Origin of the sequence: Flavobacterium sp. (genome assembly GCF_029945805.1) — a bacterium.
Taxonomy (GTDB): domain Bacteria; phylum Bacteroidota; class Bacteroidia; order Flavobacteriales; family Flavobacteriaceae; genus Flavobacterium.
On sequence record NZ_JAQSDH010000019.1, the window covers coordinates 1 to 13,367 of the forward strand.

The 13,367-nt window shown below is 35.2% G+C and carries 15 protein-coding genes, 4 tRNA genes and 1 pseudogene; 1 reads left to right on the plus strand and 19 read right to left on the minus strand.

Translation table 11 applies throughout. The features are described 5' to 3' along the window. From rpoB to PSU83_RS04555, 19 genes and pseudogenes are all read right to left on the minus strand, one after another. Positions 1–1,144, minus strand: a pseudogene (rpoB, locus tag PSU83_RS04465) (DNA-directed RNA polymerase subunit beta); the annotation flags it as partial. A gap of 247 nt (positions 1,145–1,391) precedes the next feature. Beyond that, positions 1,392–1,760 (minus strand): 50S ribosomal protein L7/L12, encoded by a 369-nt coding sequence (gene rplL, locus PSU83_RS04470; protein WP_300587170.1) that lies wholly within the window; start codon positions 1,758–1,760, stop codon positions 1,392–1,394. Between the two features lie 55 nt (positions 1,761–1,815). Beyond that, positions 1,816–2,316 (minus strand): 50S ribosomal protein L10, encoded by a 501-nt coding sequence (rplJ, locus tag PSU83_RS04475; RefSeq protein ID WP_300587173.1) that lies wholly within the window; start codon positions 2,314–2,316, stop codon positions 1,816–1,818. Positions 2,317–2,337: 21 nt separating this feature from the next. Next, a complete protein-coding gene (gene rplA / locus PSU83_RS04480) occupies positions 2,338–3,027 on the minus strand; it encodes a 50S ribosomal protein L1 (protein WP_300587175.1) in 690 nt (229 codons plus the stop codon). Between the two features lie 3 nt (positions 3,028–3,030). Then, the gene (gene rplK, locus PSU83_RS04485) at positions 3,031–3,474 is read right to left on the minus strand and encodes a 50S ribosomal protein L11 (protein WP_300587177.1); all 444 of its coding nucleotides are present in this window, start codon (positions 3,472–3,474) and stop codon (positions 3,031–3,033) included. Positions 3,475–3,538: 64 nt separating this feature from the next. Next, positions 3,539–4,090, minus strand: coding sequence for a transcription termination/antitermination protein NusG (gene nusG, locus PSU83_RS04490; RefSeq protein WP_300587178.1), 552 nt, complete (start codon positions 4,088–4,090; stop codon positions 3,539–3,541). 10 nt (positions 4,091–4,100) lie between these two features. Continuing rightward, entirely contained in the window at positions 4,101–4,298 is a 198-nt protein-coding gene (secE, locus tag PSU83_RS04495; protein ID WP_300587179.1) for a preprotein translocase subunit SecE, read from the minus strand. A 15-nt stretch (positions 4,299–4,313) separates the two neighbouring features. Then, a tRNA-Trp gene (locus tag PSU83_RS04500) sits at positions 4,314–4,384 on the minus strand. A gap of 65 nt (positions 4,385–4,449) precedes the next feature. Then, complete coding sequence (gene tuf / locus PSU83_RS04505) at positions 4,450–5,637, minus strand: elongation factor Tu (RefSeq protein ID WP_300587180.1); 1,188 nt, start codon at positions 5,635–5,637, stop codon at positions 4,450–4,452. A gap of 61 nt (positions 5,638–5,698) precedes the next feature. Beyond that, positions 5,699–5,770: transfer RNA gene (locus PSU83_RS04510), tRNA-Thr, on the minus strand. 169 nt (positions 5,771–5,939) lie between these two features. Continuing rightward, positions 5,940–6,020, minus strand: a tRNA-Tyr gene (locus PSU83_RS04515). 31 nt (positions 6,021–6,051) lie between these two features. Beyond that, positions 6,052–6,125 (minus strand) — tRNA-Thr (locus PSU83_RS04520). 91 nt (positions 6,126–6,216) lie between these two features. Next, positions 6,217–6,519: a ribosome-associated translation inhibitor RaiA gene (gene raiA, locus PSU83_RS04525; protein ID WP_300587181.1), complete on the minus strand. Its 303-nt coding sequence runs from the start codon at positions 6,517–6,519 to the stop codon at positions 6,217–6,219. A 31-nt stretch (positions 6,520–6,550) separates the two neighbouring features. Beyond that, the gene (locus tag PSU83_RS04530) at positions 6,551–7,447 is read right to left on the minus strand and encodes a tyrosine-type recombinase/integrase (RefSeq protein WP_300587183.1); all 897 of its coding nucleotides are present in this window, start codon (positions 7,445–7,447) and stop codon (positions 6,551–6,553) included. Between the two features lie 73 nt (positions 7,448–7,520). Continuing rightward, positions 7,521–7,715: a 30S ribosomal protein S21 gene (rpsU, locus tag PSU83_RS04535; protein WP_300587184.1), complete on the minus strand. Its 195-nt coding sequence runs from the start codon at positions 7,713–7,715 to the stop codon at positions 7,521–7,523. 293 nt (positions 7,716–8,008) lie between these two features. Beyond that, on the minus strand, positions 8,009–9,178 hold the full coding sequence (locus PSU83_RS04540; RefSeq protein WP_300587185.1) for an acyl-CoA dehydrogenase family protein: 1,170 nt from the start codon (positions 9,176–9,178) through the stop codon (positions 8,009–8,011). Positions 9,179–9,209: 31 nt separating this feature from the next. Next, the gene (locus PSU83_RS04545; RefSeq protein WP_300587186.1) at positions 9,210–10,091 is read right to left on the minus strand and encodes a helix-hairpin-helix domain-containing protein; all 882 of its coding nucleotides are present in this window, start codon (positions 10,089–10,091) and stop codon (positions 9,210–9,212) included. Positions 10,092–10,096: 5 nt separating this feature from the next. After that, positions 10,097–10,324 (minus strand): PspC domain-containing protein, encoded by a 228-nt coding sequence (locus tag PSU83_RS04550; protein WP_300587187.1) that lies wholly within the window; start codon positions 10,322–10,324, stop codon positions 10,097–10,099. Positions 10,325–10,350: 26 nt separating this feature from the next. Continuing rightward, positions 10,351–11,619, minus strand: coding sequence for a DUF2851 family protein (locus PSU83_RS04555; RefSeq protein ID WP_300587189.1), 1,269 nt, complete (start codon positions 11,617–11,619; stop codon positions 10,351–10,353). Positions 11,620–11,675: 56 nt separating this feature from the next. Between PSU83_RS04555 and PSU83_RS04560 the strand changes: the two genes are divergently transcribed. Beyond that, positions 11,676–13,325 (plus strand): PNGase F N-terminal domain-containing protein, encoded by a 1,650-nt coding sequence (locus tag PSU83_RS04560; protein ID WP_300587190.1) that lies wholly within the window; start codon positions 11,676–11,678, stop codon positions 13,323–13,325. Positions 13,326–13,367 lie beyond the last annotated feature (42 nt).

The following is a 13,367-nucleotide window of genomic DNA, read 5'->3' on the forward strand; positions in this document are numbered from 1 at the left end:
TGGTAAGCACTTGCTTTTCCATTGGAATATCTAAACCAAGTTTTTTATTCATTCTGTAACGACCTACTTCACCTAAGTTGTAACGTTGGTCAGAGAAGAACAATTTATCAATAATACCACGAGCAGTTTCTTCATCAGGCGGTTCTGCATTACGCAATTGTCTGTAGATATGCTCAACGGCTTCTTTTTCAGAGTTTGTTGGATCTTTTTGTAACGTATTATGAATGATGGCGTAATCACCTTGATTAGCATCTTCTTTATGTAACAAAATAGATTTAACGTTAGAATCGATGATTTCTTCCACATTATCTTTGTCGATAATGGTATCTCTGTCAAGGATAATCTCGTTACGTTCGATAGAAACTACTTCACCAGTATCTTCATCTACGAAATCTTCATGCCAAGTATTTAATACTCTGGCTGCTAATTTTCTACCGATGTATTTTTTAAGTCCTGTTTTTGAAACTTTAATTTCTTCAGCAAGGTCGAAAATCTCAAGGATATCCTTGTCTCTTTCGAAACCGATTGCACGGAATAAAGTAGTTACAGGTAATTTTTTCTTTCTGTCGATATACGCATACATTACGCTATTGATATCGGTAGCAAATTCAATCCATGAACCTTTGAAAGGAATAACTCTGGCAGAGTATAACTTCGTTCCGTTTGCGTGGAATGATTGACCAAAGAAAACCCCAGGAGAACGGTGTAATTGCGAAACTACAACACGCTCAGCACCGTTGATTACGAAAGTACCGCTTGGCGTCATGTAAGGAATAGTTCCTAAATAAACATCTTGTACGATAGTTTCAAAATCCTCGTGTTCTGGATCAGTGCAATACAGTTTTAGACGCGCTTTTAAAGGCACGCTATATGTTAAACCTCTTTCGATACACTCTTGAATTGTATAACGTGGTGGGTCAACAAAATAATCTAGAAATTCTAATACAAATTGGTTTCTTGTATCAGTAATTGGAAAGTTTTCCATGAAGGTATTATACAATCCTTCGGTGCCTCTTTCATCTGATTTCGTTTCCAATTGGAAGAAATCTTGAAAAGATTTTACCTGAACATCTAGAAAATCTGGATATTGAGGAATATTCTTTGTAGAAGCAAAATTCAATCTTTCAGTCTGATTTGTTATCATCAATGAGCAAAATTTTGATTAAAAAAAAGTGATTTTTTGTGTAGAAACACGAGCAATCCATACTTTCTTTTTATACCGATACATCTTTGAAAATGAACCAAGTTCGTTCATTATCTTTCTTCGTTATCGATCAAAAGATTTTCGTATTCATAATAAAACTGGATATAATTTTATTATACGAAAAATGGTTTAGGCCCTTGGACGCATTTGTCCAAGGCCTAAACCTAGTTCTAAAACCGGAGTTGAATTATTTTAATTCAACAACAGCTCCAGCTTCTTCTAAAGATTTTTTCAAACCTTCAGCTTCTGCTTTAGTAACTCCTTCTTTGATGTTAGATGGTGCACCATCAACAAGATCTTTAGCTTCTTTCAAACCTAATCCTGTTAATTCTTTAACAGCTTTTACCACTGCTAATTTAGAAGCACCAGCTTCTTTAAGTACTACTGTAAATTCTGTTTGCTCTTCAGCAACTTCAGCTCCACCACCAGCGCTAACTACAACCGCAGCAGCAGCAGGCTCAATACCATACTCATCTTTTAATATTGTAGCTAAATCGTTAACTTCCTTAACTGTCATGTTAACTAATTGTTCTGCGAATTGTTTCAAATCTGCCATTTTTTCTATCGTTTAAAATGTTCTTTAATTATTATTTTTTTTTAGTCTGCTCTAATTATTCTGCTGTTGCGCCTTTTTGCTCTGCATTATTTAATAATGCTGCAATAACACGTTTTGCAGGCGATTGAAGTAATCCAATGATTTCTCCAATAACTTCTTCTTTAGATTTCAATGATGCCAAGCTATCTAAAAGGTTGTCACCGATGTAAATTTCACCGTTGATATACGCTCCTTTGAAAGATGGTTTATCTGATTTTTTTCTGAAATCTTTAATGATTTTCGCTGGTGCATTAGCAATATCTGCAATAAAAATTGAAGAATTCCCTTTTAATACACTTGCTAAATCACCATAATCATTACTTGAAGCTTCCATTGCTTTTCCAAGCAAAGTATTTTTAACCACTTCTAGTTTGATACCTGCTTTAAAACAAGTTCTTCTCAAATTAGAGGTTGTTTCAGCATTCAATCCTGAAGTATCTGCAATATAAATTATATTTGCATTAGCCAACTTTGCAGTTAAATCTTCTATCGCGATTGATTTTTCTTCTCTTGTCATAATAAAATTTGTTTAACTAAATTATACCGCTTTAGGATCTAAAGCAATAGCAGGACTCATTGTACTTGACAAGTGAATAGACTTGATGTAAGTACCTTTAGCTGCAGTTGGTTTTAATTTAAGTAAGGTTTGAATAATTTCGTGAGCGTTATCTACAAGTTTGTCAGCCTCAAAAGAGATTCTTCCAATTCCTGCGTGAACGATACCAGTTTTATCAACTTTAAAGTCGATTTTACCAGCTTTTACTTCTGCAACTGCTTTACCAATATCCATGGTTACCGTTCCAGTTTTAGGGTTTGGCATTAAACCTCTTGGACCTAAAATACGTCCTAATGGTCCTAATTTACCCATGATAGCCGGCATCGTGATGATAACATCAACATCTGTCCAACCGTCTTTAATTTTTTGAAGGTAATCATCCAATCCTACATAGTCAGCACCAGCAGCTTTCGCTTCTGCTTCTTTATCTGGAGTTACTAAAGCTAATACTTTAGTATCTTTTCCAGTTCCATGAGGAAGGGTAACTACACCTCTTACCATTTGATTTGCTTTTCTTGGATCAACTCCTAGACGAACAGCAATGTCAACAGACTCGTCAAATTTTGCTGAAGCAACCACTTTCAATAAAGACGAAGCGTCTTTTAAAGAATACAGTTTGTTTTTTTCAATTTTTGAAGCAGCCTCTTTTTGTTTTTTTGTCAATTTTGCCATTTCTTACTTTTTTAGAGGAGAATCTCCAGTTACAGTTATTCCCATAGATCTAGCTGTTCCAGCAATCATGCTCATCGCCTTTTCAGGTGTGAAAGCATTTAAATCAACCATCTTGTCTTCGGCGATAGCTTTAATTTGATCCCAAGTCACATTCGCAACTTTCTTTCTATTAGGCTCGCCTGAACCAGATTTTAATTTAGCAGCATCCAATAACTGAATTGCAGCAGGTGGAGTTTTTACAACAAAATCAAACGATTTGTCTTTATACACGGTAATTTGTACCGGTAATACTTTGCCAGGTTGATCTTGTGTTCTAGCATTAAATTGCTTACAGAACTCCATGATATTAACACCAGCAGCTCCCAGAGCAGGTCCAACCGGTGGCGACGGGTTCGCAGCACCTCCCTTAACTTGTAGTTTAACTACTTTACTAATCTCTTTAGCCATTGTTTAAAAAAAAATGCAATTGTCTGTGGAAGCAGACGTTTGCGGTTTATAATAGTGTAACGAATTATACTTTTTCTACTTGCATAAAGGCTAACTCTAATGGTGTTTTTCTTCCGAAAATCTTCACCATTACTTCTAGTTTGCGCTTATCTTCATTAATTTTCTCAATCGTTCCATTGAAACCATTGAAAGGACCATCTACAACTTTAATCGTTTCACCGATAGTAAATGGTATATTTTGGGTATCCGTATTAACCGCTAATTCATCTACTTTTCCAAGCATTCTGTTAACTTCAGATATTCTTAATGGCACAGGATCTCCGCCTTTTACTTCACCTAAAAATCCTATTACACTAGTGATTGATTTGATAATATGTGGTATTTCACCAACTAAATTAGCCTCAATCATTACATATCCCGGAAAATAGACTTTATCTTTAGCGACTTTTTTTCCATCTCGAACCGTTACCACTTTTTCAGTTGGAACGAGAACCTGAGAAATGTAATCGGACATTCCTAATCTATTGATTTCAGTTTCGATGTAAGCTTTGACTTTATTTTCTTGTCCGCTTACCGCTCTAACTACGTACCATTTTTTTACATTATTATCAGCCATTTCGGAGAAATTATGATTTTATCAAATTAAAAATTCCTTCGATTGCTTTTGCACACATTTCGTCAACGCCCCATGTAGCCAAAGCGAAAACAATTGAAAATACAGCAACTATAATAGTCAAACGCTGAGTTTCAGCCCATTCTGGCCAAGTAACATTTGATTTCAATTCTTCAAATGCTTCTGATATATAATTAACAACTTTTGTCATTGTGTTTTATTTTTGCACGGGCGGAGGGATTCGAACCCCCATCAACGGTTTTGGAGACCGCTATTCTACCCTTGAACTACGCCCGTCGATTAGTATTAAAAAACAGCAGAGTACCAAAATGGTTCTCTGCTGGATTTCTATTTTATTTAAATTATGCTATGATCTCAGTAACCTGACCTGCACCAACTGTTCTACCACCTTCACGGATAGCGAAACGCAAACCTACGTTCATTGCAATTGGGCTTAACAAAGCAACATTGATTGTTAAGTTATCTCCTGGCATAACCATTTCAACTCCATCAGGCAACGTAATAACTCCAGTTACGTCAGTTGTACGTACGTAAAACTGTGGACGGTAATTGTTGTGGAATGGCGTGTGACGACCACCTTCTTCTTTTTTCAAGATGTAAACTTCAGCTTTGAAAGTAGCGTGTGGTTTAACTGAACCTGGCTTAATAATAACCATACCTCTTTTGATATCCGCTTTATCAATACCTCTTAACAACAAACCTACGTTATCTCCAGCTTCACCTCTATCAAGAATTTTTCGGAACATCTCAACTCCTGTAATAGTAGAAGTTAATTTTTCAGCTCCCATACCAATAATTTCAACTGGATCTCCTGTATTAGCAATTCCTGTTTCGATACGACCTGTAGCAACAGTTCCACGACCCGTAATTGTAAATGAATCTTCAACTGGCATCAAGAATGGTTTCGAAATATCACGCACTGGCTCTTCAATCCAAGCATCAACAGCAGCCATTAATTCAATGATTTTTGGTACCCAAGCAGGGTCGTTATTCAATCCACCTAAAGCAGACCCTTGAATAACTGGACTGTTGTCTCCATCATAATCGTAGAAAGACAATAAGTCTCTGATTTCCATCTCAACTAGCTCTAAAAGCTCAGCATCATCAACCATATCCACTTTGTTCATGAAAACTACCATTCTAGGAATACCAACTTGACGACCTAGAAGGATGTGCTCACGTGTTTGTGGCATTGGTCCGTCTGTAGCAGCTACTACTAAGATAGCACCGTCCATTTGAGCAGCACCAGTAACCATGTTCTTAACGTAATCCGCGTGACCTGGACAGTCAACGTGTGCGTAGTGACGGTTAGCAGTTTCATACTCAACGTGTGAAGTGTTGATAGTAATACCTCTTTCTTTTTCTTCTGGAGCATTATCAATTTGATCAAATGATTTTGCTTGACAGTATCCTGCATCAGACAATACTTTAGTAATTGCAGCAGTTAATGTAGTTTTTCCGTGATCCACGTGCCCAATCGTACCAATATTAAGGTGTGGTTTGTTACGATTAAAATTTTCTTTTGCCATTTTAATTAATTTTAAACTTAGTTATATTTATTTATTAGTGTTCAATTTTCAATTCAATTTGAGCCAACTACGGGAATTGAACCCGTGACCTCTTCCTTACCAAGGAAGCACTCTACCCCTGAGCTAAGTCGGCAGTTTCCTTGGTTTGCAGACTATCAACAAAAGCTTAACAATCCAATAAGGCCATCCACTTTCAAGATTACAAGCAAAGCTTGTGATCTGCAAAGGTGAACCCTTACGAAGTTTTTGAAACACAATTTTATTCAAGCGAGCTTGATAAAATTCCTTATCCAAAAACTTTGTGGGGAGAGCAGGATTCGAACCTGCGAAGTTCACACAGCAGATTTACAGTCTGCCCTCGTTGGCCGCTTGAGTATCTCCCCAACTTTTTCTATTACAATACCTTATATTTAGAGCCGGCGGAGGGACTCGAACCCACGACCTGCTGATTACAAATCAGCTGCTCTAGCCAACTGAGCTACGCTGGCATATATAATAAAAAAAGTCCGCTATTTCTAACGGACTGCAAATGTATATCTTTTTGTTATTTATTCAAAACATTTTTTAAAAAAAATTATATTAAATATGTGTTCTGATTTTTTCTTTTCTTTTAATCAATAATCGCTCTAATGATTCTGCCGAAACCTCAATCGCTTCCTCAAAAGTTTTACATTGTTTTTTGACCATAAAATCATCTCCCGGCACATGAATCTTAATCTCTACAATTTTATTTTCTTTCTCACTAGTCTTTTCAACTTTCAAAAAGACGTCAGATGAAACTACTTTGTCGTAAAACTTTTCAAGTTTATCCATTCGTTCTTGAATAAAATCCACCAACTTTCTGTCAACAGTAAAGTTAACCGCATGAACATTTACCTTCATAATATTTATTTTATTGATTTAACATTTGAAACTATTCTTTATTCCTTGGATGCGCACTGTTATACACTTTTTGGAGCTCGGCCAAACTGTTATGTGTATAAACCTGTGTTGAAGCCAAACTAGAATGTCCTAATAATTCCTTTACCGAATTTATGTCTGCTCCATTGTTTAAAAGGTGAGTCGCAAATGTATGTCTAAGTATATGCGGACTCTTTTTTACTTTCTCGGAGACATTACTAAAGTAATAATTTATTAATCGATAAACAAACGAATCGTTTAATTTATCGCCATTTAACATTTGGAAAAAATAGCCCTCATCTTTAAGTTCTTGGATTCGTGATCTTTCCACTAAATATTTTGTTGCTTGCTCCACAATGATAGGTAAAATAGGAATAATTCGTTCTTTATTTCTTTTGCCTAAAACTTTTATTGTATGATTTGACAAATCGAAATTTGTTGTCTTTAAATGAATCAGCTCAGTTCTTCTTATACCAGTTGTATAAAACAAATCTATAATCAGTTTATCTCTCATTCCTTCAAAACCTTCTTTATAAAGTATCTGATGCAATACCATATCCACTTCTTTTTCTGAAAAAGGAATCTGGATTTTCTTTGGTGATTTTAAAGCTTTGTGTTTTAAGAGCGGACTAGAACTGAGCTGCTTGGTTTTAAGCAAAAACTTATAAAAAGATTTTAAAGACGAAATTTTCCTGTTAATACTTGCATTCGATATTCCGTTATCAGACAGCGAAACAATCCAAGAACGGATTTGGCTATAATTGATAGCTAAAAGATTATCATCATCATATTCACTCAACAAAAAAATCTGAAAAAAACTAATGTCATTAACATAAGCGGTAACGGTATGCTGAGAATAGTTTTTCTCTAACAATAGATAATCCTGAAACTTATTTATAAAATTCTCCATAAAAAAAACCGTTAGCATCAAAGTTATGAAACTTTAATAACTAACGGTTAGTATATTTTTAGAAAATTATGGACTAACTTTCTAAACCGTCTTTCATGTTTTGTATGTAAGCCGCTTTTTGAATTTGAGCTCTCTTAACAACTGAAGGTTTAATAAAAGCAGTACGTGCTCTTAATTGACGAACAGTTCCTGTTTTATCAAATTTTCTTTTATAGCGCTTTAATGCTCTATCGATATTTTCTCCGTCTTTAATTGGTATAATTAACATAATATAGACACCTCCTCTCGTTAAGGGTGTAAAAGTAATCAATATTATGAATTCTGACCCAAAAAAAATATTTTATTTTTGAACTGACGAAGTAATTATAAATTTTAAATTATTTTTAAGGCGTGCCGGTGGTCACCTAATCCCATTAAAATCATACTCTGTTAAACCACCGTCGGGCTGTCCGCAGTGCACGGCACTTTGCTCCCATCCCTCACGCAAAAGAAAATCGCACAAAAGAAAAAACCAAGGAACTATTTCTTGATTCTTGCTCTTTTCTCTATTTTCTTAAGATATTATTTCACTGCCGGCTTATAATTCTGTTTGTCAATAATCATTTTTGACAAAATTTCTCTAAGAATTTCAGAAGTTCCTCCGCCTATTGGCCCTAAACGACTGTCCCTTAACAAACGGGCTAATGGATATTCTTCCATATAACCATAACCTCCAAGCATCTGTAAACAACTATAAATAGCTTCATCAGCCACTTTTGTAGATTTTAATTTAGCCATTGTAGCCTCTTTAACTACGTATTCTCCTTTATCTAATCGGGCTACTGCAGCATAATTGAATATTTTACAATGCTCTACTTCAGTAGCGTGGTCAACCATGGTATGTCTTAATGCTTGAAACTTATTGATTGTAGTTCCAAACGCCTGACGCTGCGCCATATAATCGATTGTGTATTCTATCGCATATTCAGCCCTTGCGTGCGCATTAACTGCCATAATCAATCGCTCTAGGGCGAAATGTTGCATTATATAAGGAAAGCCTTTCCCTTCTTCACCCATTAAATTTTCTTCAGGAATTTCAACATTATCAAAAGCAATCTCGGCTGTATCTGAAGCTCTCCATCCTAATTTATCTAATTTGGTAGCCGAAATTCCTTTTAGATTTGTATCGATCAGAAATATACTTATGCCTTTATTGCCTAAATCCGGACTTGTTTTTGCAGCTACTACATAATAATCGGCGTAAACTCCGTTCGTAATGAATGTTTTAGATCCATTAATAATGTATTTATTTCCTTTTTTCACAGCAGTTGTTCGCATACCTGCAACATCACTACCTCCAAAAGGCTCGGAAATACACATAGCCCCAATTTTATCTCCAGAAATACTAGGCGCTAAATACTCTTGCTTAATACGCTCATCACCTTCCGCATTTAAATGAGTCATTGCTAAATAAGCATGAGCCCACATAGCAGCAGCAAAACCAGCAGACTTTACTTTTTGAAGTTCTTCTAAGAATATTACCGTATAGAACAAATCAAGATTCAATCCGCCATAAGCTTCAGGATAGGCGATTCCGAAAAAACCCATATCTCCAAACTTTTTCCAAATGAATCGTTCAATGGTTCCGGTCTTTTCCCATTTTTCAATATGAGGCACAACTTCAATAAAAAGAAAATTTCTAAAACTTTCTCTAAATAATTCGTGTTCTTCTGTAAAATATATTGAATTCATATAACTACGCTGTTTTTTTTATGTCATTTTTTTAGAATTCCAAATATAAGGCAATTATTCTAATTTTTTCAATCGGAAAACCTTTAATTTTTGCTAAATCCTCAATTTTAACATCACCATTCATTGTTCTGTAAATTACAATATCTTTAGCTAATTGGTATCTAAAAAAAGGAAACTGACTTAACTCTTTAACTGAAGCATTATTAATATTAATCTTTTTGGTATTCGCAACAGATTTAACGACAAAAGCCGTTTTCAGCTTCTCAATAACTTCTGGCGATAAACCCCAAATAGCATTCATTTGTTCCATCGAAACGAAAGCACCAAATTTTTGTTTTTCCGCTAAAATCCGATCCGAAATTTTATCTCCAATTCCGTAAACTTTCATTAAATCTTCTTTAGTCGCTTCGTTGATATCCATGACATCAATCTTTTCAGCCTTTGAAAAATCCTTTTTATCGAATGGTTTATAGTTGCTCTTTTTGTTAGATACCCAATCGGGAAATTTGAAATAAGGCGAAATGGCGTTCAGTAGAGAATCCGAAACCTTGGTTATTGCCTGAAATTCTTCTGCAGAATTGACAAACATATTTTGTTTTCGGTACGCAAGCAATCGGTCAATTTCTTCCACTTTCATTCCGAGTTTGTACCCTTTGAAATCAGTAATAAAATTGGGATTGAAGGGATAAATTGCTGGCTTATAATTTTTATTTTCTAGTTTTAAACTGTCAATAACGCTTTGATTTGCTAACCATTTTCCTTTAGCAGCATCATCCTTTCGGAGCGAAGTAAAATCATAAAAATAATAAATACCTTGCGTGAAAATTATAATAAGAAAAAATAATACAATTCCGATTCGCTGGCTTTTCGAATAACTTAAAACGGATTTTATGAAGGAATTCTTATTGGTCATAAGAGTTATAAATCAAAAACAGAAGTTCTTTTTCCACGGATTAAATCTTTAAGTTTAATCCAGAAAGCCAAAGTCAAATAAACGCCAAACCATAAACCAGCAGTCACAAATGTGATGTAAATAAAAAAAAGACGCACATCGGAAGCGCGCATCCCAAGCCTATCTGCCAGTCGCGAAGACACGTGAAAACCGTGTTTTTCAAAAAAATATTTCAACTGAATTACCGGTGACATTTTTGTCTTGATTTAAAATATTAAATTTACGCTTTTAAAAGCTGAATTCCAACAGCACACTGCAAACATTTTCCTCGATTACAGTATTCATTTTTCAACTGCAATAATGACTGTGTTTCGAAAGCATTCTTGGATTTGATTCCAAAATTGGAAAACTTCTCAACTATTACATTTTTCTCTGCTGCAATTTCCCTAAGCAATTCCACTACGGCCTCTGCCAGTTCTTTTCCCTGACTTTTCGCGTATGCAAATTGAAGCGGAGCAATAGTATTGAGCACTAGCAAATCGATAAAAGATTTTGAAAATCGCTTCTGCCGTTTCGGACTCACTTTGTCAAATTGATAATGAGAGCACCAATAATCCGAGGTCGAAATTTCAAACAATTGATATAATTCATTTAAGGTTGTCGCGGCAATAATTTTTGAAAACAAATTTTGTTCTTTGTGATACAACAGCGCCAATTGTGCTAATCGAATCGTTGGAAAATTATCCGGACGATGTTTGAAAAACTGGACGGGCTCAACAATTATTTTCTTCAATTGATGCTTCTGCGAAATATACTCAAATCGACTTTTTAACGCTTTGGTGTAATTATCCTGAACCTCTACCGGAAACAAATCTGCCATTCCAAAAAGTACACTTTCCAAATTCTCAACTTCAAAACTTTCTTTCCGTACAACCGAGAACGGAATTGATTTGGCTATCTTCAAAAAAATTTCTCCGTTCGTATTCAATCCAAAATTTTTTGCCAATACACAAAACAAAACTGCTTCCCAATCGTTTTCTGTATCTAATAAAAATTGGGCAATCGGAATTGCTTTTCGTTCTAATCGTTCAAAAAAAAGACGTTCCCGCCAATTCGTAACTATAAAATTATCAACGGTAGCAATCTGATTTTCACAATTAATCCATGATTTTGGTGAAGTCAGTGAATTATAATTTTCTAATATATCGTTCGGTACAAATTTTTTTAATTCTAAAGTCGGAATCTCCGTATTGTCTTTTCTGAAAATCGGCGAATCGTGTTCCCAAACTACATGAAGAACTACACTATCATAATTTGAATCTTTTTCATGATGATGCAAATACCAATCGGAAGACTTTATATGAATCTCAATATTTCCTGCCCATTTTTGATTATCGATAACTATTTGGGCATTAAAGAAATCAGGTCCAGCTTGCTGTAAATAGCTTCCACTGTTTGTTATTGTTAGTAATTCTCCGGCCACAGTTGTTAGGTTTGAAAAGTCAAACTTCTTATATTGCCATACATAATGAAGAAAATCTTCTTTCACGACCTCTAATTTTTAACTAAAGTAAGAATTTTACTTTTAATAACAATACATTTGTAATGAAAAAATTACTTTTATGCGTTTTATTTGCCTTTTACTGGAGTTTGTTTTCCCAAAATTATAAAATCACTTATCTAAAAAGTTCAAACGGAACACTAATCGAAAATCAAGATCCGATTTTTGTTTTTACAAATTTACAGCAGACATTTTTGACTTCGGAAGCTATTGTAAACCAAAAATCCTCCTTTCCTTATGAGCAAACTTTACTAATCAGAACTTCGAATTCATTGATCCAAATTGCGAATCTGAATCAAAAAGAAATCATCAGTATGAGAGACAGTCTTTCATTGGCAAAACAAACTTTTGAACTGCTACCAGAAACAAAAACTATTGTGGGATACAGATGCAAAAAAGCAAAAGCCATTGTCAATTCGAATACAATTGAATTTTGGTATACCGACGATTTAAAAGTAAAAGGATCTCCAACCGTGTTAGGGCAGAATTTAGGATTGGTTCTCGAAATGGTGCGCAACGGAAATTTTGTAATCACAGCAACCAAAATTGAAAAAGTAAAAGCCTTTCCGGCACTGACAGAAGTTAAGAAATCAATTGATGCACTTACTTACAAAGATTTGCTTTGGAAAAGCCGCTTCACAACAATTCCTATTTTCAAAGATCAAATCATCAATTTTTCAGATGCATCAAAATCTAACGACAGCATTTTGCGATTTGCAAACGGCACTATAGCAGTCAGAAAAATCAAGATTCCGGAAATAAAAGTTGGAAGTCAAATTTTTGTTGATGTTACCGAACAATCTAATGGCGATGCTTATGATAGAACGGGTTCATTTTTCATTATTCCGACCAATAAAAAGCAATCCTTTATGGATGGTTTGCAGAATGGTGCTAAAACATTACCGATTTACACTAACGGAAACGGCAAAGAATATCAAGGGATTGTTTCTACTAACGACTATAATCCGGTTGTAGAATTGATGCGCTTTTTCACACCCTTTGGCGTAAAGCAATACAACACGCTTCAACTGAAAGATAAAACTTGGGCAGATAATGTTTTGTACCGTCAGGATGTTTCTGATTTGAGAAGTTTGTTGAGCAATCAGGAAGTTTGGATTGGCATCAACATTGGAAATTATGATAAAGGCGGACACAAAGTTTCGGCAAACATTACGATTCATGACGAGGAAGAAAGCACTGTTGTTCCAACGCAGATTCTTCCGCTTTTTTGCACTAACAATATTATGGAAATGGCCGGTCAAGAATATGGTACTATGTTTAATTCTGATAAAGGTTTGGAAGTGACCTTCACATTAGACAAACCCGTGAAAAACTGCAAACTTCGTTACATCACGACAGGTCACGGTGGCTGGGGAAATGGCGATGAATTTGTACCAAAGAAGAATTCGATTTTCCTTGACGAAAAAGAAGCATTCAGTTTTATACCATGGCGACAAGATTGTGGCTCGTATCGATTGTCCAATCCGGCATCGGGGAATTTCCCAAACGGATTATCATCCTCGGATTACAGCCGATCCAATTGGTGCCCTGGAACTGTAACCAATCCAATCTTTATTGATTTAGGCAATTTAGCAGCAGGAACGCATTCGATACAAATTAAAATTCCACAAGGCTTACCTGAAGGCGGAAGTTTTAGCTCTTGGAATGTTTCGGGAGTATTGATTGGGGAATAAAAAAAAGGGAAAAGACTTTTACTTTTGCCTTATCCCTTTTCA

Bases quoted from the DNA above. Each gene is read 5' to 3' on its own strand.
- nusG (WP_300587178.1), bottom strand. From the start codon at position 4,090: ATGGCTGATAATAATGTAAAAAAATGGTACGTAGTTAGAGCGGTAAGC.
- rpsU (WP_300587184.1), bottom strand. From the start codon at position 7,715: ATGTTAATTATACCAATTAAAGACGGAGAAAATATCGATAGAGCATTA.
- rplA (WP_300587175.1), bottom strand. From the start codon at position 3,027: ATGGCAAAATTGACAAAAAAACAAAAAGAGGCTGCTTCAAAAATTGAA.
- tuf (WP_300587180.1), bottom strand. From the start codon at position 5,637: ATGGCAAAAGAAAATTTTAATCGTAACAAACCACACCTTAATATTGGT.
- rplK (WP_300587177.1), bottom strand. From the start codon at position 3,474: ATGGCTAAAGAGATTAGTAAAGTAGTTAAACTACAAGTTAAGGGAGGT.
- PSU83_RS04530 (WP_300587183.1), bottom strand. From the start codon at position 7,447: ATGGAGAATTTTATAAATAAGTTTCAGGATTATCTATTGTTAGAGAAA.
- rplJ (WP_300587173.1), bottom strand. From the start codon at position 2,316: ATGACAAGAGAAGAAAAATCAATCGCGATAGAAGATTTAACTGCAAAG.
- secE (WP_300587179.1), bottom strand. From the start codon at position 4,298: ATGACAAAAGTTGTTAATTATATATCAGAAGCATTTGAAGAATTGAAA.
- PSU83_RS04560 (WP_300587190.1), top strand. From the start codon at position 11,676: ATGAAAAAATTACTTTTATGCGTTTTATTTGCCTTTTACTGGAGTTTG.
- rplL (WP_300587170.1), bottom strand. From the start codon at position 1,760: ATGGCAGATTTGAAACAATTCGCAGAACAATTAGTTAACATGACAGTT.
- PSU83_RS04540 (WP_300587185.1), bottom strand. From the start codon at position 9,178: ATGAATTCAATATATTTTACAGAAGAACACGAATTATTTAGAGAAAGT.
- PSU83_RS04545 (WP_300587186.1), bottom strand. From the start codon at position 10,091: ATGACCAATAAGAATTCCTTCATAAAATCCGTTTTAAGTTATTCGAAA.
- raiA (WP_300587181.1), bottom strand. From the start codon at position 6,519: ATGAAGGTAAATGTTCATGCGGTTAACTTTACTGTTGACAGAAAGTTG.
- PSU83_RS04550 (WP_300587187.1), bottom strand. From the start codon at position 10,324: ATGTCACCGGTAATTCAGTTGAAATATTTTTTTGAAAAACACGGTTTT.